Source organism: Streptomyces sp. NPDC031100 (assembly GCF_055570785.1).
On sequence record NZ_JBVIGN010000006.1, the window covers coordinates 367,647 to 386,555 of the forward strand.

19 protein-coding genes are annotated in these 18,909 nt (G+C 71.6%); 10 read left to right on the forward strand and 9 right to left on the reverse strand.

Annotated features, from left to right (window positions below):
• Nucleotides 1-88: 88 nt before the first annotated feature.
• The gene (locus ACZ5DS_RS19835; protein WP_468240098.1) at nucleotides 89-742 is read left to right on the forward strand and encodes a DUF2238 domain-containing protein; all 654 of its coding nucleotides are present in this window, start codon (nucleotides 89-91) and stop codon (nucleotides 740-742) included.
• A 127-nt stretch (nucleotides 743-869) separates the two neighbouring features.
• Here ACZ5DS_RS19835 and ACZ5DS_RS19840 read toward each other — a convergent pair whose 3' ends face one another.
• Entirely contained in the window at nucleotides 870-1,853 is a 984-nt protein-coding gene (locus ACZ5DS_RS19840; RefSeq protein ID WP_468240101.1) for an aldo/keto reductase, read from the reverse strand.
• A gap of 134 nt (nucleotides 1,854-1,987) precedes the next feature.
• On the opposite strand from ACZ5DS_RS19840, the gene ACZ5DS_RS19845 reads away from it, so the two are divergent.
• Entirely contained in the window at nucleotides 1,988-3,721 is a 1,734-nt protein-coding gene (locus tag ACZ5DS_RS19845) for a cholesterol oxidase substrate-binding domain-containing protein (protein ID WP_468240104.1), read from the forward strand.
• Here the strand turns inward: ACZ5DS_RS19845 and ACZ5DS_RS19850 are convergent, their stop codons facing one another.
• On the reverse strand, nucleotides 3,722-4,609 hold the full coding sequence (locus ACZ5DS_RS19850) for an SDR family oxidoreductase (RefSeq protein WP_468240106.1): 888 nt from the start codon (nucleotides 4,607-4,609) through the stop codon (nucleotides 3,722-3,724).
• A 159-nt stretch (nucleotides 4,610-4,768) separates the two neighbouring features.
• Here ACZ5DS_RS19850 and ACZ5DS_RS19855 point away from each other — a divergent pair, with 159 nt between their 5' ends.
• Complete coding sequence (locus ACZ5DS_RS19855; protein ID WP_468240108.1) at nucleotides 4,769-5,662, forward strand: LysR family transcriptional regulator; 894 nt, start codon at nucleotides 4,769-4,771, stop codon at nucleotides 5,660-5,662.
• A 1-nt stretch (nucleotide 5,663) separates the two neighbouring features.
• Here the strand turns inward: ACZ5DS_RS19855 and ACZ5DS_RS19860 are convergent, their stop codons facing one another.
• From ACZ5DS_RS19860 to ACZ5DS_RS19870, 3 genes are all read right to left on the reverse strand, one after another.
• On the reverse strand, nucleotides 5,664-6,269 hold the full coding sequence (locus ACZ5DS_RS19860) for a TetR/AcrR family transcriptional regulator (protein WP_468240110.1): 606 nt from the start codon (nucleotides 6,267-6,269) through the stop codon (nucleotides 5,664-5,666).
• The gene (locus ACZ5DS_RS19865; RefSeq protein WP_468240114.1) at nucleotides 6,266-7,735 is read right to left on the reverse strand and encodes an MFS transporter; all 1,470 of its coding nucleotides are present in this window, start codon (nucleotides 7,733-7,735) and stop codon (nucleotides 6,266-6,268) included. Before ACZ5DS_RS19865 ends, ACZ5DS_RS19860 begins: the two co-directional genes overlap by 4 nt.
• A gap of 105 nt (nucleotides 7,736-7,840) precedes the next feature.
• Nucleotides 7,841-8,662, reverse strand: coding sequence for a lipase family protein (locus ACZ5DS_RS19870; RefSeq protein ID WP_468240116.1), 822 nt, complete (start codon nucleotides 8,660-8,662; stop codon nucleotides 7,841-7,843).
• Between the two features lie 362 nt (nucleotides 8,663-9,024).
• Between ACZ5DS_RS19870 and melC1 the strand changes: the two genes are divergently transcribed.
• A complete protein-coding gene (melC1, locus tag ACZ5DS_RS19875; RefSeq protein WP_468240119.1) occupies nucleotides 9,025-9,399 on the forward strand; it encodes an apotyrosinase chaperone MelC1 in 375 nt (124 codons plus the stop codon).
• A 35-nt stretch (nucleotides 9,400-9,434) separates the two neighbouring features.
• A complete protein-coding gene (gene melC2 / locus ACZ5DS_RS19880) occupies nucleotides 9,435-10,256 on the forward strand; it encodes a tyrosinase MelC2 (protein WP_468240121.1) in 822 nt (273 codons plus the stop codon).
• Here melC2 and ACZ5DS_RS19885 read toward each other — a convergent pair whose 3' ends face one another.
• Together ACZ5DS_RS19885 and ACZ5DS_RS19890 are read right to left on the reverse strand one after the other, a co-directional pair.
• On the reverse strand, nucleotides 10,257-10,949 hold the full coding sequence (locus tag ACZ5DS_RS19885) for a ribonuclease H family protein (RefSeq protein ID WP_468240124.1): 693 nt from the start codon (nucleotides 10,947-10,949) through the stop codon (nucleotides 10,257-10,259).
• 48 nt (nucleotides 10,950-10,997) lie between these two features.
• Nucleotides 10,998-11,792, reverse strand: coding sequence for a VOC family protein (locus ACZ5DS_RS19890; RefSeq protein ID WP_468240126.1), 795 nt, complete (start codon nucleotides 11,790-11,792; stop codon nucleotides 10,998-11,000).
• Between the two features lie 139 nt (nucleotides 11,793-11,931).
• On the opposite strand from ACZ5DS_RS19890, the gene ACZ5DS_RS19895 reads away from it, so the two are divergent.
• The 5 genes from ACZ5DS_RS19895 (at nucleotide 11,932) to ACZ5DS_RS19915 (ending at nucleotide 17,633) form a co-directional block, all read left to right on the forward strand.
• Entirely contained in the window at nucleotides 11,932-12,969 is a 1,038-nt protein-coding gene (locus tag ACZ5DS_RS19895; RefSeq protein WP_468240128.1) for a zinc-binding alcohol dehydrogenase family protein, read from the forward strand.
• 232 nt (nucleotides 12,970-13,201) lie between these two features.
• The gene (locus ACZ5DS_RS19900) at nucleotides 13,202-14,644 is read left to right on the forward strand and encodes a family 2B encapsulin nanocompartment shell protein (protein WP_468240131.1); all 1,443 of its coding nucleotides are present in this window, start codon (nucleotides 13,202-13,204) and stop codon (nucleotides 14,642-14,644) included.
• A gap of 19 nt (nucleotides 14,645-14,663) precedes the next feature.
• Nucleotides 14,664-15,716 carry a family 2 encapsulin nanocompartment cargo protein terpene cyclase gene (locus tag ACZ5DS_RS19905; protein ID WP_468240134.1) on the forward strand — a complete coding sequence of 351 codons (1,053 nt, stop codon included), beginning with the start codon at nucleotides 14,664-14,666 and terminating at the stop codon, nucleotides 15,714-15,716.
• A 30-nt stretch (nucleotides 15,717-15,746) separates the two neighbouring features.
• Complete coding sequence (locus ACZ5DS_RS19910) at nucleotides 15,747-16,646, forward strand: geranyl diphosphate 2-C-methyltransferase (RefSeq protein ID WP_468240136.1); 900 nt, start codon at nucleotides 15,747-15,749, stop codon at nucleotides 16,644-16,646.
• A 96-nt stretch (nucleotides 16,647-16,742) separates the two neighbouring features.
• The gene (locus ACZ5DS_RS19915) at nucleotides 16,743-17,633 is read left to right on the forward strand and encodes an aminoglycoside phosphotransferase family protein (RefSeq protein WP_468240138.1); all 891 of its coding nucleotides are present in this window, start codon (nucleotides 16,743-16,745) and stop codon (nucleotides 17,631-17,633) included.
• A gap of 19 nt (nucleotides 17,634-17,652) precedes the next feature.
• On the opposite strand, the gene ACZ5DS_RS19920 is transcribed toward ACZ5DS_RS19915, so the two are convergent.
• Both ACZ5DS_RS19920 and ACZ5DS_RS19925 read right to left on the reverse strand, forming a co-directional pair.
• A complete protein-coding gene (locus tag ACZ5DS_RS19920; RefSeq protein ID WP_468240141.1) occupies nucleotides 17,653-18,135 on the reverse strand; it encodes a VOC family protein in 483 nt (160 codons plus the stop codon).
• Nucleotides 18,136-18,368: 233 nt separating this feature from the next.
• Nucleotides 18,369-18,845 (reverse strand): ATP-binding protein, encoded by a 477-nt coding sequence (locus tag ACZ5DS_RS19925; RefSeq protein ID WP_468240144.1) that lies wholly within the window; start codon nucleotides 18,843-18,845, stop codon nucleotides 18,369-18,371.
• Nucleotides 18,846-18,909: the final 64 nt, after the last annotated feature.

The window sequence follows — 18,909 nt, forward strand, 5'->3', positions numbered from 1 at the left end:
CCCGGGCTGAGTAGCGGTACTCATGCCCAGGCCCGCCGGCCGCCGCCAGGATGGGGCTCCTTCCTCTCCCAGGACAAGGAGCCCCGCCATGACCGCCGTGCACCCCGCCCCGCGTACCCTGCCGCACCGCGTGCCGCCCGCCCTGTTCGCGGGCGTGGTGGCCGTGGGCCTCGCCGTGTCGGCGTGGGACGTGCGGGACCGCACGACCTGGTTCCTGGAGACGGTCTGGGCGCTGCTCGGGCTGCCCCTGGTGGTGCTGGTCTGGCGGCGCTTCCCGCTGACCGGGCTGCTGTGCGGGCTGCTGACCGTGCACGCGCTGGTCCTCGCGGTCGGCGGCCACTACACGTACGCGCAGGTGCCGCTGGGCGACTGGGTGCGGGACACGTTCGGCCTGTCCCGCAACCCGTACGACCGGTTCGGGCATCTGATGCAGGGCTTCGTGCCCGCCGTCCTCGTGCGCGAACTGCTCAGCCGCACCTCCCCGCTGCGCGGCAGCCGGTGGCTGGCCCCGCTGACCGTGTGCGCCTGCCTCGCGTTCAGCGCCTTCTTCGAGATGCTGGAGTGGGCGGCCGCCGTGATCGGCGGGGCGAGCGCGGACGCCTTCCTCGCCACCCAGGGCGATGTCTGGGACACCCAGTGGGACATGTTCTGCGCCCTGATCGGCGCCGTGCTGTCACTGCTGCTGCTCAGCAGGGTGCACGACCGTCAGCTGGCGGCTCTCGAGGCCCGTACGGCGGTCTAGTCGTCCGTCCGGCCGGTGTGGCCGCGGCGCGCCCGCAAGGGCAGGCCGTACCAGCACCCGAGGTACCAGGCCCAGGACAGCCGCGACCAGCCAGGGCACATAGCCCTCGTGCGTGGCGACCCGGGTGCTACCAGCGGTTCTCGACCTGCTCCTTGATCCGGCGGTCGTACAGGTCGCGGATCGCGGTGAACGTCTCCGCGGGCAGCGGCGGCAGCTTGGCCGCGGCCGCGTTGGCGCGGGCCTGCTCCGGGTGACGGGCGCCCGGGATGACCGTGGTCACGCCGGGCTGCTCGGTGATCCAGCGCAGGGCCAGCTGGGCCGGGGTGTACCCCTCGGGGGCGAGCGCGGCGAACTCGGCGGCCGCCTCGACACCGGTCGCGTAGTCGACACCGGAGAAGGTCTCGCCCTGGTCGAAGGCCTCGCCGTGCCGGTTGTAGGTGCGGTGGTCGTCGGCCGGGAAGACCGTGTCCTTGGTGTACTTGCCCGACAGCAGGCCGGAGGCGAGCGGCACGCGCGCGATGATGCCGACGCCCGCCTCCCGTGCCGCCGGGAGCACCTCGTACAGGGGCTTCATGCGGAACGGGTTGAGGATGATCTGCACGCTCGCCACGTTCGGCCGGGCGATCGCGGTCAGCGCCTCGGCGCAGGTCTCCACGCTCACGCCGTAGGCGGCGATCCGCTCCTCGGCCACCAGGGTGTCGAGGGCGTCGAACACCGCGTCCGAGGAGTAGACGGGGGTGGGCGGGCAGTGCAGCTGCACCAGGTCGAGGCGGTCGACGCCGAGGTTGCGGCGGGACCGGTCGTTCCAGGCGCGGAAGTTGTCCAGGACGTAGTTCTCGGGGATCTGCTCGACCCGGCGGCCCATCTTGGTCGCCACCAGCACATGGAGGTCGGGCCGGCCGCTCAGGAAGGCGGCGATGGTCGACTCGCTGCGCCCGTCGCCGTACACGTCGGCCGTGTCGAAGAAGGTGACCCCGGACTCGGCGGCCGCCTCCAGGACGGACAGGGCCTCCTTGTCGTCGATGTCGCCCCAGTCGGCGCCCAGCTGCCAGGTGCCGAGTCCCACGACCGATGCCCACTGACCCGACCTGCCGATCACGCGTTCGTCCATGGCGTCAGTGTGTCATCCGGCCGCGCATCCCGCGGAACGGATTGCTCCGCGCCCGGCCCGTGTGTTTTCACCCACCTGGGTGATGGATCTCGACAGAAGGGCGGCCGCCGTCAAGCAGCCCCTAGCGTGAGTCCGTGATCGATCGTTCAGGTGACAACTCTCCTTCGGAGAGCGGTGGTTCGGCGTTCGTCAGCCGCCGTGGATTCCTGCGCACCGCCGCCGCGCTGGCCGCCGTACCCGTGCTGGTGGCGGCCGATCCAGCCCTCGCCGCGGCCGAACTGCCGGGGTTTCCGGCCGAGGTGGCGCTCTACCGCTCGGCGTACCGCAACTGGGTGGGCGAGATCACCGCGGACGGGCTGTGGGCCTGCGCCCCGAGGGGCCCGGAGCAGGTGCTCGCCGTCGTCAACTGGGCGTGGCGCAGCGGGTGGCGGGTACGGGCGCGGGGCTGCTCGCACGGCTGGTCGCCGCTGACGGTCACCGAGGGGGCCACGGGCGACAGCAAGGTGCTGCTGGTGGACACGGTGTCCCAGCTGACCGGTCTGGCGCTGGATTCCGCGTCGGCGGTGCGCGCCGGCGCGGGGGTGACCCTCGAAGCCCTGCTCACCTTCCTGGAGGAGCACGGTCTCGGCCTCACGGCGACGCCCGCGCCCGGCGATCTGACGCTGGGCGGCGCCCTGGCGATCGACGCGCACGGCACGGCCGTGCCGGCCCTCGGCGAACGCCCGCCGCCCGGCACGACGTACGGCTCGCTGAGCAACCGCGTGCTGGAGCTGACCGCGGTGGTGTGGGACGAGGGTGAAGGGGCCTATGTCCTCAGGACGTTCCGCCGTACGGGGGCGGACTGTGCCGCGCTGCTCACCCATCTCGGCCGGTCCTTCGTGACGGAGGTGGTGCTGCGGGTCGGGCCGAACAGCAATCTGCGCTGTATCAGCCGTACCGACGTCCCGGCCGCCGAGCTGTTTGCGGCCCCGGGCTCCGGCGGGCGCACCCTGGAGACCTTCCTGCGGCGCTCGGGCCGGGTGGAGACGATCTGGTTCGCCTTCACCGAGTACCCGTGGCTGAAGGAGTGGAGCGTCGCGCCGGTCAAGCCGCTCACCTCACGGCACGTCACCTCGCCGTACAACTATCCCTTCTCCGACAGCGTGCCGACCCCTGTGGCCGACCTGGTGGGGCGGATCTTCGCGGACGGGGCCTGGTACCTGGCGCCGGTGCTCGGCAACGCGCAGCTCGACGTGGCCGGCCTGGGGCTGGTGGCCACGCTCTCCGGCGACCTGTGGGGGCCGTCGAAGAACACCTTGCTGTACGTCCGGCCGACCACGCTGCGGGTGACGGCGAACGGGTACGCGGTCCTCACCTCGCGGGCCGGAGTGCAGCGGGTGGTGCACGAGTTCACCGGCCACTACCGCAAGCTGCTCGACGCGTACGCGGCGCGGGGCCGCTTCCCGGTCAACGGCTCGGTGGAGATCCGGGTGACCGGCCTCGACGACCCCGCCGACACCGGCGTGGACGGCGCCCGCGCCCCGCTGCTGTCCGCCCTGCGGCCGAGCGGGTCCCGGCCCGAGTGGGACAGCGCGGTCTGGCTGGACGTGCTGACCCTGCCGGGCACGCCGTACGCGGAGGCGTTCCTGTGCGAGCTTGAGCAGTTCCTGGTCGGCACCTACGACGGCGGATACGCCCTCGCGCGCGTGGAGTGGTCCAAGGGCTGGGCGTACACCGAGGACGCCGCCTGGAGCGACCCGCAGGTGCTGGGCAGCACCGTGCCGGGCTCCTTCGAGGCGGGGGTGTGGGAGCAGGCGGTCGGAATCCTCGACCGCCTGGACCCGCACCGGGTGTTCTCCAACGCCTTCCTCGACGGTCTCCTGCGCTGACTACGCCTGGAAGTAGTGGCCTTCGTCCAGGTCCGCGAGGAGGCCGGGCTCGCGCGGCTCCCAGCCGAGGAGCCCCCGGGTCAGCGCGCTCGACGTCGGCCCGTCGAGTCCGGCGAACCGGCCGAACGGGCCGAAGTGCTCCGCGGCCTGTTCGGCGGGCACGCTGACGACGGGCACGTCCAGATGCCGGCCGATGACCGCGGCGATGTCACGGAAGGGCACCCCTTCCTCGTCGGTCGCGTGCAGGCGGGTGCCGGCCGGCACGGACTCCAGGGCCAGCCGGTACAGGCGGGCCGCGTCCAGCCGGTGGACGCCCGGCCAGCGGTTGGCGCCGTCGCCGAGGTAGGCCGACACGCCTTTCTCCCGGGCGATCTCGATCAGCCGCGGTACGAAGCCGTGGTCGCCCCGGCCGTGCACGGAGGGGGCGAGCCGGACCAGGGCGGCGCGCACCCCGCGCTCGGCCAGCGCGAGGGTTGCCTCCTCCGAGGCGGTCCTGTGCCCGCCCGGGGCGGCTCCGTCCGCCTCGGTGATCACCCGGTCCGCCCGGATCAGCCCCGTGCCGGAGGTGACCAGGAAGGGCTGGCCCGAGCCGGCCAGGGCGGCGCCGATCGCCTCGATGGCGTGCAGGTCGGTGGCGCCCGCGGCGTGGAGGTCGCTGAAGTCGTGGATGAAGGCCAGGTGGATCACGCCGTCCGCCGCGGCCGCGGCGCGGGCCAGGCCCTCGGGGTCGTCCAGGCTGCCGCGGTGCGCCTCGGCACCCGCCGCCTTCAGCGCGGCCTCCGCCTCGTCCGAACGGGCGAGGCCTACGACCTCGTGCCCTGCGGCGATGAGTTCGGGAACCACGGCTGACCCGACGAACCCCGTGGCGCCGGTGACGAAAACACGCATGGTCGATGTGCTCCTCGGATGCTGGGTGGGAATGACTCCATGGTTCGTCCGCGGCCGGTCCTGCGTCCAAAGCCTGTTTCGCACGGGGCCATGCGAATCGGGCATCACCGCAGGTCAAACGCCAGTGAGGAGCGGCTCGCACGACGGTACGCTGCAGGCATGACCGACTCGGGCATCCACGCCGACCTCGACCTCCGGCTGGTGCGGTACTTCGCGGCCGTGGCCGAGCACCGGCACTTCGGCCGCGCCGCGGCCGCCCTGCACGTCGCCCAGCCCTCCCTCAGCCGCCAAGTACGGCGTTTGGAGCAGCAGTTGGGTGCACGGCTGCTCGACCGCACCCCGCAGGGCACCCGGCTCACCGAGGCCGGGGAGGCCTTCCTGCCGCGTGCCGAGGCGCTGTTGCGCGCCGCGGCCCAGGCTGCCGCCGTCGCCCGGGCGGCCGCCGAGCCCAGCCGGCTCACCGTCGGGTTCACCACCGGCGTCTTCGTCACCCCGGCGGTGCTCGACCTGCGCCGCAGGCATCCGGACGCCGACGTACGGACCATGCACCTGCGCTGGCACGAGGCGCGGGACGCGCTGCTCGACCACCGTGTGGACGCGCTCGTGGCACGGCTGCCGTTCGCCACCGAGGGCCTGCGGGTGACGGTCCTCTACGACGAGCCACGTGTCGTGGTCGTCCCGCTCGACCACCGCCTGGCCCGCAGGGAGTCGGTCACCGTGGACGACATCGCCGACGAGCCCCTGCCCCGGGTGCCGAACCGGCTCTGGGACGCGTTCTGGCGCATCGACCCGCGTCCGGACGGCAGCCCGGCCCCCGACGGCCCGTACGTCGACGGCATCGAGGACAAGTTCGAACTCGTCGCCTCCGGGCAGGCGGTGGCGATCGCGGCGCGGGGCATCCCCGTCCGCCCCGGCCTGACCGCGATCCCCCTGCACGGCGTCGAACCGAGCCATGTCGCGCTGGCGACCCGCGCAGGCGACACCAGCCGCCTGCTCGCGGCGTTCCGCAGGTGCGCGGAGGCCCTGCTGACCGGCCCGGAGGCCGCCGGGTGACTCAGGTGCCGGGCGTCAACTGCTCCTGTACGAGGGGCCCGTAGCGGTCGGCGATGGCGTCGATGTCTCTCTCGCGCAGGTGCGGGCCGCGCGCGATGCCGTACATCACGCCGAGGCCGAGGAGGCCGGCGACGGCGAGTTCGGCGCGCAGGCCCGCGTCGGGGCCGGTGAGCAGGCCGGCGAGGCGGTCGGTCACCTGGGCGCGGAAGTTGGCGCGCAGGATCTCGCCGTGGTCGCCGTGCAGGGGTGCGAAGGCGATACGCAGCAGCGGGTCGGCGCCGCGCTCGCGCTGGCTGGCCAGCACATGGCGGACCATGTGGCGGCCGAGGTCCGCCAGGGGTGCGTCGAGCAGGTCGTCGGCGTCGGTGTCGAAGGACATCACCCGGGCGAAGAGGGCGTCCTTGTTGCCGAAGTACTTGAGGATCAGCGGCGGGCTGACCCCGGCCCGTTCGGCGACCGCCTTGAGGGTGATGTCGGCGTGTGCGTGCCGGGCCAGGAGGTGGCGGGCGGCCTTGAGGATGGCCGCCTTGGTGGCCTCCGCGTCGCGGCGTGCGGGGGTCTCGGGGGCGGCTGCCGGGGGGCCGGATGGAGTGCTCACGGCACTCATGCTCCCTCCATCGCCTGGTCGTGGGCGCCCCGGGTGGCCCCTCGGGCGCGCCGGGTGTCGCCTGGGGGCCCGTCGCCCGGGATGGACAGGGCCGCGGCGCAGGCGGCCAGGGCGATCGCACCGGCCATCGCGAACGCCAGCAGATAGCCGTGCAGCGTGGGCACCGGCAGGCCGTCGACGGGGCTGCTGTGGTGCACGAGCACGGCGGCGACGGCGGCGCTGGAGGCGGCCTGGCCGATGGTGCGCATCAGGACGTTGACGCCGTTCGCGGAAGCCGTCTGGGCGGCCGGGACGGCGCGCAGGATCAGGGTCGGGAGCGCGGAGTAGGCGAGGGTGGTTCCGGTCGCCACGATCGTGGCGCCCAGGATGATCATCCACAGGTCGCGGCTGTCGGCGATACGGACCGCGTAGCCGCAGGCGATGACGGCGGCGCCGAGGGCGAGGGTGATGCGCGGGCCGCGGGCGGCGGAGATGCGGGCGGACAGGGGCGAGAAGAGCAGCATGGTGACGCCGCCGGGCAGCAGGCACAGGCCGGTGGCGACGATCGACAGCCCGAGGCCGTAGCCGGTGGCCTTCGGTGCCTGCACCAGCTGGGCTGTCACCAGCGAGTTGGCGTAGAAGGCGAACCCGGTGAGCAGGGCCGCCCCATGGGACAGGCCCACCCGGGGCCGGGTGACCAGGCGCAGGTCGACCAGCGGGTGCTCGGCGCGCAGCTGCTGCCACCACCACAGGGCGAGCACGGCCGTGGCCGCGAGGAACAGGCCGAGGATCCTTGGGCTGCCCCAGCCCCACTGCCCGCCCTGGGACACGCCCAGCAGCAGACACACCAGTCCGGCGGCCAGGCCCAGCGCGCCGAGGACGTCGAAGCGCCCGGACTCCCGTGCCGGCGACTCCTTGACCGCCCACCAGGTGGCCGCCACGCCGAGGGCACCGAGCGCTCCGGTCACCCAGAACATGGTGTGCCAGTCTGCGTACTGGACGACCAGCGCGGCGAGCGGCAGGCCGAGGGCGGCGCCGATGCCGACGGTGGAGCTCATCAGCGCGACCGCTGAGCCCCGGCGTTCGGGCGGGAGTTCGTCGCGCAGGATGCTGATCGACAGCGGGACGACGGAGGCGGCGGCGCCCTGGAGCGCGCGGGCCGCGATGAGCACGCCGATGTCGGAGGACAGGGCGCACAGCACCGAGCCGGCGGTCATCAGGGCGAGCGCGCCGGTGAGCACCTTGCGCTTGCCGTACATGTCGCCGGCCCGGCCGAGCACGGGGGTGAGTACGGCTCCGGAGAGCAGGGTCGCGGTGACCGTCCAGGAGACGGCGGCCGCCGACGCCCCGGTCAGCCGGGGCAGGTCGGGCAGGAGCGGTACGACCACGGTCTGCATGACCGCCATGAGGATGCCGCCCGACGCCAGGACCGGGATGGTGAGGCGGTCCCGCAGCCGGGGCGGGGCTATCGGCCCGGGATGGTCCATGTGTGCTCCCGTGGACGGCTCGAAGATGCTCGGTGAATAAGAATTCACCTTACCCAGTGAATGGCTATTCACCAACGCGTTTCCCGGGAACCGCGTCCGGCTCCCTCAGGCGAGGTTCTTCTCCAGGGCGGTCAGATAGCTGCGCATGAAGTGGTCGCGGACACCGTCGGAGGCGGGCGCGAAGGGGTCGGCGGTCAACCCCTCGGCCCGGTCGCCGAGGGCCGAGAGCATCGGCATCGACTCGTGCAGCCTGCCGCGCGAGTCGATGTAGCGCAGCGCCCTGACGTGGGTGAAGGCGGGCTCCGGCGGGAGCTGGGGGACGATGTCGTTGTTGTTGACGAAGCGGTACATGCGGCCGCTGAAGCCCCGGTTGAACGCCTCGGCCAGCAGCCGGTCGCAGGTGCGGGGCTGACCGTAGGTGTAGACGCCGTCCGCGGCCAGGTGCGGCTCCTCCAGGAAGAGGCGGGCGCCGGCCAGCATGGCGAGTGCTCCGCCCAGACTGTGCCCGGTGAAGTAGACGCTCTGGCCGTCGGTGCGCAGCTCCGCGAGGGCGGCCTGGACGGACGGGTGGACCGACGCCAGGGCCTCGGCGAATCCGTAGTGGACGTAACCGTTTCCACCGGGGCCGGGCCGGGGCGGGGTGGTGGCGTCGGAGAGCCAGTCCCTGATCTGGGCGGGCTCGGTGCCACGGAACGCCGTGACGATCATCCGGTCCCCGGCCATCGTGTACGCCTGGGTGTCCTGCAGCGGGAAGGGCGGGGTGAAGCGGGTGTGGTGGTGCCTCACCCGGTCGAAGCCCCACTGGGCGGCCTGTTCCTCGATGACCTCCGGGTCCTTGTAGGCGAGGTCGGCCGCGCGGGCCAGCCAGTAGGCGCGCTCCAGGCTGTAGCCGGTGGAGGCGTGATCGAACGTGACGGGTACGGCCATGGCCAGGACTCCTTCAGTCCGAGAAATTACCTAGCGTGACTGACCATATACATAACGTAACAGGGCCGCGGGAGGCGCGGTTGGACTTCGGGATCGCGTCAGTCTTCCGCGGTGACGGGCACCACTCGGGTGGGCACCGAACGGGAAAGACCACCGGAATCCCGGCCGCCCCGGCAAGGAATTAGCCGTTCCGCAACAGGGGGGACCATCACCACAGCAAGATCATCTTGGTTCAACCTTGTACGACATGTGGCCAATTGTCCGGATCACAGCCAACCGGTTCCGGGCGATTTCTTCCTTTCCCGGACGGCCCGGTAGGCATGCGGAGTCTCCACTCGAACACCCCTCACAGGAGGACACGTATGCCCGAACTCACCCGGCGCCGCGCACTCACGGCGGCGGCCGCCCTCGCCGCCACGGCCTCGGCCGCGACGCTCGTAGCGCCCGCCGCGTCGGCCGCAGAACACCAGCACGGCTCCCCGCAGTCCTTCGACGAGGTCTACAAGGGCCGCCGGATACAGGGCCGTCCGTCCGGCATGGGCGGACACCACCACGAACACGGCGCCGGATTCGCCGTGTTCATCGACGGGGTGGAGCTGCACGTGATGCAGAACGCCGACGGCAGCTGGATCAGCGTCGTCAGCCACTACGACCCGGTGGCCACGCCGCGCGCCGCCGCCCGTGCCGCGGTGGACGAGCTCCAGGGCGCCCCACTGCTGCCGTTCCCCGCCAACTGACCGCCCCCGCAAGGACTTCCGGAGCACCACGCGACATGACCGTACGCAAGAACCAGGCCACCCTGACCGCCGACGAGAAGCGCCGGTTCGTGGGCGCCGTCGTCGAACTCAAGCGCAACGGACGCTACGACGAGTTCGTCCGCACCCACAACGAATTCATCATGTCCGACACGGACAACGGTGAGCGGACCGGCCACCGCTCCCCGTCCTTCCTGCCCTGGCACCGCAGATTCCTGCTCGACTTCGAGCAGGCGCTGCAATCGGTGGACTCCTCGGTCGCGCTGCCGTACTGGGACTGGAGCACGGACCGCACGGTGCGCGCCTCGCTGTGGGCGCCGGACTTCCTCGGCGGCACCGGGCGCAGCTCCGACGGCCGGGTGATGGACGGCCCGTTCGCCGCGTCCTCCGGCAACTGGCCGATGAACATACGGGTGGACGGCCGTAGCTTCCTGCGCCGTTCGCTCGGTACGGGCGTGCGCGAGCTGCCGACGCGCGCGGAGGTGGAGTCGGTGCTGGCGATGTCCACGTACGACATGGCACCGTACAACAGCTCCTCCGACGGGTTCCGCAACCACCTCGAGGGCTGGCGCGGGGTCAATCTGCACAACCGGGTCCACGTGTGGGTCGGCGGGCAGATGGCCACCGGTGTCTCCCCCAATGACCCGGTGTTCTGGCTCCACCACGCCTTCGTCGACAAGCTGTGGGCCGAGTGGCAGCGCCGGCACCCGGGCGTCGGCTATGTGCCGACCGGCGGGACCCCGGACGTCATCGACCTGAACGACACGATGAAGCCGTGGAACGACGTGCGCCCGTCGGACCTGCTGGACCACACGAAGTTCTACACGTTCGACGCCTGATCAGGCCTCGGCGGTACGGCACTCCGGGTGGCCCCAGCCCTGGGCGTTCTTGGCGATGGACTCGCCGGCCGCGTAGGAGCGGCCGCACTGGCAGCGGCCGGGGAACTTCGCCTTGATGGTGCGGGAGGACGCTCCGCCGCCGCTGCGGCGGGGCGCCTTCCGGCGCGGGGCCGCCGCCTTGGGCGTGTCGGCGGACGTCGGGGGCTCCGTCGAGCCGAGGGCGCTGCCGGCCGCCTCCTGGACCGAGGCGGCCTGGCTGGCGGCGCGGTCGGCGAAGTCGTTCAGCGGATCGCCGTCGACCTGGTGGGCGGGTACGTACCGGAAGGCGACGGTGCGGCCGTCGAGCAGGGCGTCGATGCGGACCACCAGGTCCTGGTTGGCGACCGGCTTGCCGGCGGCCGTCTTCCAGCCGTTGCGCTTCCAACCCGGCAGCCAGGTGGTGACCGCCTTCATCGCGTACTGGGAGTCCATGCGGATCTCCAGCGGCACGTCCGGGTCGACGGCCGCCAGCAGGCGCTCCAGGGCGGTCAGTTCGGCGACGTTGTTGGTGGCCCGGCCGAGCGGGCCCGCCTCCCAGCGGACGGGGGTCCGCTCGTCCTCGGAGACCACCCATGCCCATCCGGCCGGTCCGGGGTTTCCCTTCGAAGCCCCGTCGCACGCGGCCACCACACGTTCACGCATACGGTCGATCATGCCATGGCCGCGCCGGCCACCGAGCAACGTCCTGCCGCGGGCGACCGCTCAGACGTCCTTGATCGTCGGCATCTCTCCCTCGGTGGTCGTGACGTCGATCACCGAGAAGTTCGCGCCCTGCGGGTCGGTGAGCGCCGCGAACCGGCCGAAGGGGCTGCTCATCGGGCCGAAGTGCAGGACGGCGCCGAGCTTGGTTGCCCGCGCCACGGCCTCGTCGCAGTCGTCGACGGTGAAGTACACGTTGACGTACGACGGCACCTCGGGCGGGAAGTCGTCGGTCATCCGCATCCGGCCGAGGACGGCGTCGTCGCCGACGTCGAACAGCCGGAAGTCGACCGAGTCGTCCTCGATCTGCTTCGCCCGGTACGGGAAGACGGCCGTCAGGAAGGGGTCCGCCTTCTCGGGCTCGCGGGTGAAGACCTCGGCCCAGCAGTAGGCGCCCGGCACCGCCGTCGCCTCGAAGCCCTCGTGGGTGCCCGCCTGCCACACGCCGAACACGGCCCCGCTGGGCTCACGGGCCAGGCACATCGTGCCGAAATCGCCGACCTGCATCGGCTCCATCAGCACCTCGCCGCCGTTGTCCCGGATCTTGGCCGCGGTGGCGGCGGCGTCCGGCGAAGCGAAGTACAGGCACCACTGCGACTGGCCTTCCTGGCCGGGCATCGGCGGTACGACGGCGGCCACCGCCTTGCCGTTCGCATAGGCCTGCGTGTAGTTGCCGTACTCCGACGACGCCTCGCCGAAGGTCCAGCCGAGGACTTCGCCGTAGAAGGTCTTGGCGCCCTCGAGGTCGCTGAACATCGCATCGGCCCAACAGGGCGTTCCTTCAGGTTGCACGGCCATGGTCGCAGCCCTCTCCGGTGAGACGGATTGTTCGAATCATCACGCTAGTCACCCCTTGGTCGGCCCGCGCGCCGAACGGATGAAACTGCCCGACACTGGACGACGAAGGACGGCGGCGTTCGGCGGGACGGGGCGCGGTATGTCGGAGTTGACGGCGACGGCAGGCACGACACGGGCGTGGTCGGTGACCCGGCCCGGGCCGGTGGAGGAGGATCCCCTCCGGTTCGTCGAGCGGCCGGTGCCCGTGCCCGGGGACGACGAGCTCCTGGTCCATGTGCGCGCCTGCGGGGTGTGCCGCACCGACCTGCACGTCGCCGAGGGGGACCTGCCGGTGCACCGGCCCGGGGTGACCCCCGGGCACGAGGTGGTCGGCGTGGTCGCCGGGTACGGGGCGGGCGTCGAGGGCTTCGCCGTGGGCGACCGGGTGGGCGTGGCCTGGCTGCGGCACACCGACGGCGCGTGCGCGTACTGCCTGCGGGGCGCCGAGAATCTGTGCCCGCGGTCCCGGTACACCGGCTGGGACGCCGACGGCGGTTACGCGCAGTACACGACCGTTCCGGCCGACTTCGCCTACCGGCTGCCCGGCGCAGTGGACGACGTGGCGCTGGCGCCGCTGCTGTGCGCCGGGATCATCGGCTACCGCGCGCTGCGCCGCGCCGCACTGCCGCCGCGCGGCCGGCTCGGGCTGTACGGGTTCGGGGGCAGCGCCCACCTGTGCGCACAGGTGGCGGTCGCCGAGGGCGCCAGGGTGCACGTCCTGACCCGTGGCGCGGCCGCCCGGCAGCTGGCCCTCGAGCTGGGCGCCGCCTCGGCACGCGACGCGCACGAGCTGCCGCCGGAGCCCCTGGACAGCGCGATCCTGTTCGCCCCGGTCGGCGACCTGGTCCCGGTCGCGCTGCGGGCACTCGACCGCGGCGGGGTGCTGGCCGTCGCGGGCATCCACCTGAGTGACGTACCGCCGCTGCGCTACGAGAGCGACCTGTTCTACGAGAAGGAGCTGCGCAGCGTCACCTCCAACACGCGCGCGGACGGCCGCGAGTTCCTGGAGAAGGCTGCGCTGTACGAGGTCCGTGCGACGACGCACACGTATCCGCTGTCGCGGGCCCCAGAGGCCCTGAAGGACCTCAAGGCCGGCCGCTTCGACGGCGCGGCGGTGTTGGTGAACGATCTTTCCTGATCCCAAACGTACGGCTGTCACCGCGTGCGGAGGCAGAGTTGCGGCGCGCGATCACGGCAGCCTCCGTCCGGCGCTCTCAACGGCAGGTTTGCACCACTCGTTGATCAAAACCGCCCCTTTCGCGCTGTACCCGCGGATCACGCGTCCTGTTTGGCTGGTCCGAGCGCACCGGCACCCCGCGCACCACCGACCCTTCCGAATCACCCCTGTTCGCCTCTCCGCAGGAGGAGATGTGTCCACTCCGGACATCGCCACCGGTCCCGCAGTCGACGAACCCGACCCCGCGCCCCCGGCCGACGGGCAGCTCACCAGCCTGAGCACGCGGGCGGCCCGTCAGCTCACCACCACCACCAAGTCCGAACCGCAGATGCAGGCCATCACCTCGCGATGGCTGCTGAAGACCCTGCCGTGGGTGGACGTCAAGGGAGGCGCGTACCGGGTCAACCGACGTCTGCAGCTGCGCACCGGACGGGGGCGCGTGCACTTCGAGCAGAACGGTGCCGACGACATCCGGGTCATCCCCGAGACGCTGACCGAGCTGCCGATCCTGCGCGGCTACCCCGACACGGACGTGCTGCGGGAGGTCTCCACCCGCTTCCAGGCCCGGGAGGTGCGCGCCGGCCAGGTGCTGTTCGAGGCCGGGCAGCCGGTCACCGAGGCCTATCTCGTGGTGCACGGACGGTTCACCCGGTACACGTCCGGAAAGTACGGCGAGGAGGAGATCATCGGCGTCGTCACCGACGGCGACCAGATGGGCGACGAGGCGGTCGGCCAGTCCGATCCGCTGTGGCTGACCTCGGTCCGCGCGGAGACCGCCGGTGTGGTGCTGGCGCTGCCCTGGGCGGTGGTGGAGGAGTTCACCGAGCGGGTGCCGTCCCTCGCGGCGCACCTGAACGCGTATGTCGAGCGGCAGCGCAAGCCGATGAACCGCAAGGGCGAGGCGGAGGTCCCCGTCCAGGCCGGCCATGTCGGCGAGCCGACGCTGCAGGGCGGCTTCGTCGACTACGAACTCGCGCCGCGCGAATACGAGTTGTCCCTCACCCAGACCGTGCTGCGGGTGCACACCCGTGTCGCCGACCTCTACAACCACCCGATGGACCAGACCGCCCAGCAGCTGAGGCTGACCGTGGAGGAGATCCGCGAGCGGCAGGAGTGGGAGCTGGTCAACAACCGGGAGTTCGGGCTGCTGCACAACGTCGACTACGGCCAGCGGATCAGCACCTACACGGGTCCGCCGACGCCGGACGACATGGACGAGCTGCTGTCGATGCGGCGCAAGACGAAGGTGTTCCTCGCCCATCCGAAGGCGATCGCGGCCTTCTTCCGGCAGTGCAACAGGCGGGGCCTGGTGCCCGGTACCACGAACATCGACGGCCACGAGGTACCGGCCTGGCGAGGGGTGCCGGTCTTCCCGTGCAGCAAGATCCCGATCACCGATGACCACACCACCAGCATCATCGCGCTGCGCACCGGCGAGGCCGACCAGGGCGTCGTCGGCCTCTACCAGACCGGCATCCCGGAGGAGTACCAGCCGGGCCTGAACGTCCGCTTCATGGGCATCGACACAGCCGCGATCGTCAACTACCTGGTCACCGCCTACTACTCGCTGGCCATCCTGGTACCCGACGCCGCGGGGATCCTGGAGAACGTCCAACTCGGCCGGACCACCGACTGACGGCCTGGAGCACGCCACCATGAGCACACCCACTCCCTCCTACACGCTGCCCGGGCCGCCGAGCATCGCCGAGAGCATGCGCCGGCCGAAGCGCACGGGGGTGATCCCGGGACTGCACTACCGGCCCGCCGCTCCCGCCGACCCGGAGAAGGCCGCCGAGATCGACCGCCGCCTGGAGACCTGGGCCCGCGACCTGGATCTGTTTCCCAAGGCGTGGACGGGGGACTTCTCCGGCTTCCAGTTCGGCCGGGCCGTCGTACTGCAGCATCCGGGCGGCCTCGACCTGGACCGCCTCACCGCCGCCGGCAAGCTGCTGCTCGCCGAGAACATCGTCGACTCCTGCTACTGCGAGGAGGACGAGGGCCGGGGCGGATCACGGCGGGGCCTCGGCGGCCCGCTGATCATCGCCCAGTCGGCGCTGGATCCCTACCACGGCGTCCCGGAGCTGGAGGAGGAGTGGCGCGAGGGCATCCGGGCCGACGGTCCGCTGCGCTCCTACCACTTCGCCCTCGCGGACTACGCCTCCTTCGCCACGCCGAGCCAGACCGACCGGTTCGTGCACGACATGGCTCGGCTGCACATGGGCTATCTGGCCGAGGCCGGCTGGATGGAGACCAAGTACGTGCCGCGGGTCTGGGAGTACCTGGCGATGCGGCAGTTCAACAGCTTCCGCCCCTGTCTGTCGCTCGTCGACGCGGTGGACGGCTACGAACTGCCCGAGCAGCTCTACGCCCGACCGGAGATCCAGCGGATCACCGCCCTCGCGACCAACGCCACCACCATCGTCAACGACCTGTACTCCTTCACCAAGGAACTGGCGAGCGACCCGGACCACCTCAATCTGCCGCAGGTCGTCGCCGCCAACGAGCGGCGCGGGCTGAAGGCGGCCTATCTGAAGTCCGTGGAGATCCACAACCGGATCATGGAGGCCTTCGAGGAGGAGTCGGCCCTCCTGTCCGCCAGCTCGCCCCTCGTGGAGCGCTACGCCCAGGGGCTCTCCGCCTGGGTGGCCGGCAACCACGAGTGGCACTCCACCAACACCCACCGCTACCACCTGCCCGACTACTGGTAACAGCCCCACGCTCAACGGAACCACCGTCACATGCGCAACGAGGAGTCACCCTTGACGACCGTCCCCGCAGCCCGGATCGCAACCGTTCCGGTGCCGGCCCAGTCCACGTACCAGAACCGCGTCGCGGAGTACTGGAACGCCGAGGAGAACCCGGTCAACCTCGAACTAGGCAGGATCGACGACCTGTACCACCATCACTACGGCATCGGAGCCGCCGACCGCTCGATGCTCGACCAGCCCGACCCGGACCGGCGACGGAACCTCATCACCGGCGAGCTGCACCGCCTGGAGCACGCCCAGGCCGAGCTGCTCGCCTCCCACCTCGGGCCGCTGTCCCCCGCCGACCGGGTCTTCGACGCGGGCTGCGGCCGCGGCGGCGGCAGTGTCACGGCGCATCTGCGGTACGGCTGCCACGCCGACGGAGTCACGATCTCCGCGAAGCAGGCCGACTTCGCCAACGAGCAGGCCCACCGACGGGGCATCGACGGCAAGGTGCGCTACCACCACCGCAACATGCTCGACACGGGCTTCACGTCCGGCGCGTACGCGGCGTCGTGGAACAACGAGTCCACGATGTACGTAGAGCTGGACCTGCTGTTCGCCGAGCACGCCCGGCTGCTGCGCCGCGGCGGACGGTACGTGGTGATCACCGGCTGCTACAACGACACCTACGGGCAGGCCTCCCGCGAGGTGTCGCTGATCAACGCCCACTACATCTGCGACATCCATCCGCGCTCGGAGTACTTCCGGGCGATGGCCCGCAACCGGCTGGTGCCGGTGCACGTCGAGGATCTGACGGAGGCCACCATCCCGTACTGGGAACTGCGCAAGGAGGCGGACCACCTGGTCACGGGCATCGAGGACACCTTCCTGACGGCGTACCGCAACGGCAGCTTCCAGTACCTGCTGATCGTGGCCGACCGGGTCTGATCCGGGCCCGGCCGGCCGGGGGGGGCGGTGTCCTGTGACACCGCCCCCCGCTATTTCGTTGGACAGTGGGAGCGCCGGGCCGTTGGATGGGCGCCCATGTGTGCGGTGAAGATGCGCGAGGACGAGGTGGACATCGATGCCTCGCTGGTCCGGCGGATGATCGCCCGGCAATTCCCCGCCTGGGCGTCGCTGCCGGTACGGCGCCTGGCGTCGTCCGGCACGGAGAACGCGATGTTCCGGCTGGGGACGGACCTGGTGGTACGGCTGCCCCGGCATCCCGGTGCCGTGGCCGACGTGGCGCACGAGCAGCGCTGGCTGCCCCGTCTCGCGCCGCACCTGCCGGTGGCCGCACCCGAGCCGGTGGGGCTCGGCGAGCCGGACGAGGGCTTCGCCTGGCCCTGGTCGGTGTACCGCTGGCTGGAGGGGCGCAATCCGGTCGCGGGTGCCGTCGAGGCGCCGGAGCGGCTGGCCGAGGAGCTGGGGGCGTTCGTGGCCGCGCTGCGCAGGACCGATCCGCGAGGCGGTCCGGCGGCAAGCCGGGGCGGCCCGCTCGCGACCCGGGACGCCCCGACCCGCGCGGCCCTGGAGCAGCTGACCGGCCGGATCGACACGGACGCGGTGACGTCCCTGTGGGAGCGCGCGCTGCGCGTCCCGGAGCACGGCGGGGCACCGGCCTGGCTGCACGGCGACCTGGCGCCCGGGAACGTGCTGGTCGCGGACGGACGGCTGAGCGCCGTGATCGACTTCGGCTGTGCCGGGGTCGGCGATCCCGCCGTGGACCTGATCGTGGCCTGGAACCTGCTGCCCGCGACCGCGCGCGCCGCCTTCCGCGAGACCGTCGGCGCCGACGACGCCGAGTGGGCGCGCGGGCGGGGCTGGGTGCTGTCGATCTCGCTGATCCAGCTGCCGTACTACTGGCACACCAACCCGGCGCTCGCCGAGAACTCCCGGCATGTGATCACGGAGATCCTCGCCGAGGCCGGGTGACGGTGGCTTCTGTGGCGCTCTACTCGCCCGCGTACGCCTTCTCCAGCTCGGCGATGTCGAGCTTGCCCATGCCCAGCAGGGCCTGGGTGCTACGCGCGGCCTTCTCCGGGTCCGGGCCGCCGACCATGTCGGCCAGGCGGTCGGGTACCACCTGCCAGGAGACGCCGTACTTGTCCTTCAGCCAGCCGCAGGGGCCGGGCTCGCCACCGTTCTCGGTGAGCTTCGTCCAGTAGTAGTCGATCTCATCCTGGTCCGCGCAGAAGATCTGGAAGGAGATCGCCTCGTTGAACCTGAACTCGGGGCCGCCGTTGAGCGCGACGAACCGGTGGCCGTTGGCCGTGAACTCGACGGTCAGCACGGTGCCGGCGGGGCGGGGGGCGCCCTCGGGGTAGCGGGCGACCCGGCCGATGCTGGAGTTCTTGAAGATCGAGACGTAGTACTCGGCGGCCTCCTCGGCCTGGTCGTCGAACCACAGGCACGTGGTGAATCCGTCGGTGGTCATGAGCTCCTCCTGGGGGCGTGGAACACGGTCACCCCTACAGACCGGTCCTCGCGGCAGAACTCATCGGTCGGGCCCGGCCGAGAGCATCGAGCGTTGCGCGACGGCGTCGGCCGACGGAGTCTCAGGCCACCAGGCACAACCCGTTGAACGGCAGCGCGGGCTTCGGGCGCAGCGGGATCACACGGGCTTCGTCGCTCGGCTGGTTCGGCTGGTTCGCCTGGTTGGTCACTCCGTCACCCTACGACCCGGGACCGCCGTCCTTCCGGCAGTTCCAGCCGCGCGCAGACGCGCTTGCCGACCGGTACGCGCTCCGCGGTCACCTCCGTGGCCAGGGCGTGCACGATCTCCAGGCCGTGCCGGCCGACGCGCTCGGGGTTCTTCGGGTACCGGCGGGGCAGCGCCGAACTGCTGTCGTACACGGCCACCCGGACCGCGGTGTCCGTGCCTTCCAGCTCCAGGATGTACGGGCCGCTGCTGTGCCGGTCCGCGTTGGTGACCAGCTCGCTCACGACGAGGAGCAGCTCACCGTCGGTGCGGCTGTCGATGTCGGCGCACCACTCCGTCCTCAGCTGCTGCAGGAACTGAGCCGCGAACGCCCGTGCCTCGGCGATGCATCCGGGTTCGCCGGTGTAGTGCGCCGAACGTCGCAGCGGTTCCACGGGGACGTCGAAACCAGTCGGTATCACTGACCCGCCCAGGTGCTCGGTCATACGTGTCTCTCTCGAAAGTCCCGGTCCGGCCGGTCACTGTTGCACCAGTCCTCGTACCCCGAGC

Bases quoted from the DNA above. Each gene is read 5' to 3' on its own strand.
- ACZ5DS_RS19835 (WP_468240098.1), top strand. From the start codon at position 89: ATGACCGCCGTGCACCCCGCCCCGCGTACCCTGCCGCACCGCGTGCCG.
- melC1 (WP_468240119.1), top strand. From the start codon at position 9,025: ATGCCCGAACTCACCCGGCGCCGCGCACTCACGGCGGCGGCCGCCCTC.
- melC2 (WP_468240121.1), top strand. From the start codon at position 9,435: ATGACCGTACGCAAGAACCAGGCCACCCTGACCGCCGACGAGAAGCGC.
- ACZ5DS_RS19860 (WP_468240110.1), bottom strand. From the start codon at position 6,269: ATGAGTGCCGTGAGCACTCCATCCGGCCCCCCGGCAGCCGCCCCCGAG.
- ACZ5DS_RS19895 (WP_468240128.1), top strand. From the start codon at position 11,932: ATGTCGGAGTTGACGGCGACGGCAGGCACGACACGGGCGTGGTCGGTG.
- ACZ5DS_RS19925 (WP_468240144.1), bottom strand. From the start codon at position 18,845: ATGACCGAGCACCTGGGCGGGTCAGTGATACCGACTGGTTTCGACGTC.
- ACZ5DS_RS19850 (WP_468240106.1), bottom strand. From the start codon at position 4,609: ATGCGTGTTTTCGTCACCGGCGCCACGGGGTTCGTCGGGTCAGCCGTG.
- ACZ5DS_RS19910 (WP_468240136.1), top strand. From the start codon at position 15,747: ATGCGCAACGAGGAGTCACCCTTGACGACCGTCCCCGCAGCCCGGATC.
- ACZ5DS_RS19890 (WP_468240126.1), bottom strand. From the start codon at position 11,792: ATGGCCGTGCAACCTGAAGGAACGCCCTGTTGGGCCGATGCGATGTTC.
- ACZ5DS_RS19885 (WP_468240124.1), bottom strand. From the start codon at position 10,949: ATGATCGACCGTATGCGTGAACGTGTGGTGGCCGCGTGCGACGGGGCT.
- ACZ5DS_RS19855 (WP_468240108.1), top strand. From the start codon at position 4,769: ATGACCGACTCGGGCATCCACGCCGACCTCGACCTCCGGCTGGTGCGG.
- ACZ5DS_RS19920 (WP_468240141.1), bottom strand. From the start codon at position 18,135: ATGACCACCGACGGATTCACCACGTGCCTGTGGTTCGACGACCAGGCC.
- ACZ5DS_RS19865 (WP_468240114.1), bottom strand. From the start codon at position 7,735: ATGGACCATCCCGGGCCGATAGCCCCGCCCCGGCTGCGGGACCGCCTC.
- ACZ5DS_RS19915 (WP_468240138.1), top strand. From the start codon at position 16,743: ATGTGTGCGGTGAAGATGCGCGAGGACGAGGTGGACATCGATGCCTCG.
- ACZ5DS_RS19840 (WP_468240101.1), bottom strand. From the start codon at position 1,853: ATGGACGAACGCGTGATCGGCAGGTCGGGTCAGTGGGCATCGGTCGTG.
- ACZ5DS_RS19905 (WP_468240134.1), top strand. From the start codon at position 14,664: ATGAGCACACCCACTCCCTCCTACACGCTGCCCGGGCCGCCGAGCATC.
- ACZ5DS_RS19870 (WP_468240116.1), bottom strand. From the start codon at position 8,662: ATGGCCGTACCCGTCACGTTCGATCACGCCTCCACCGGCTACAGCCTG.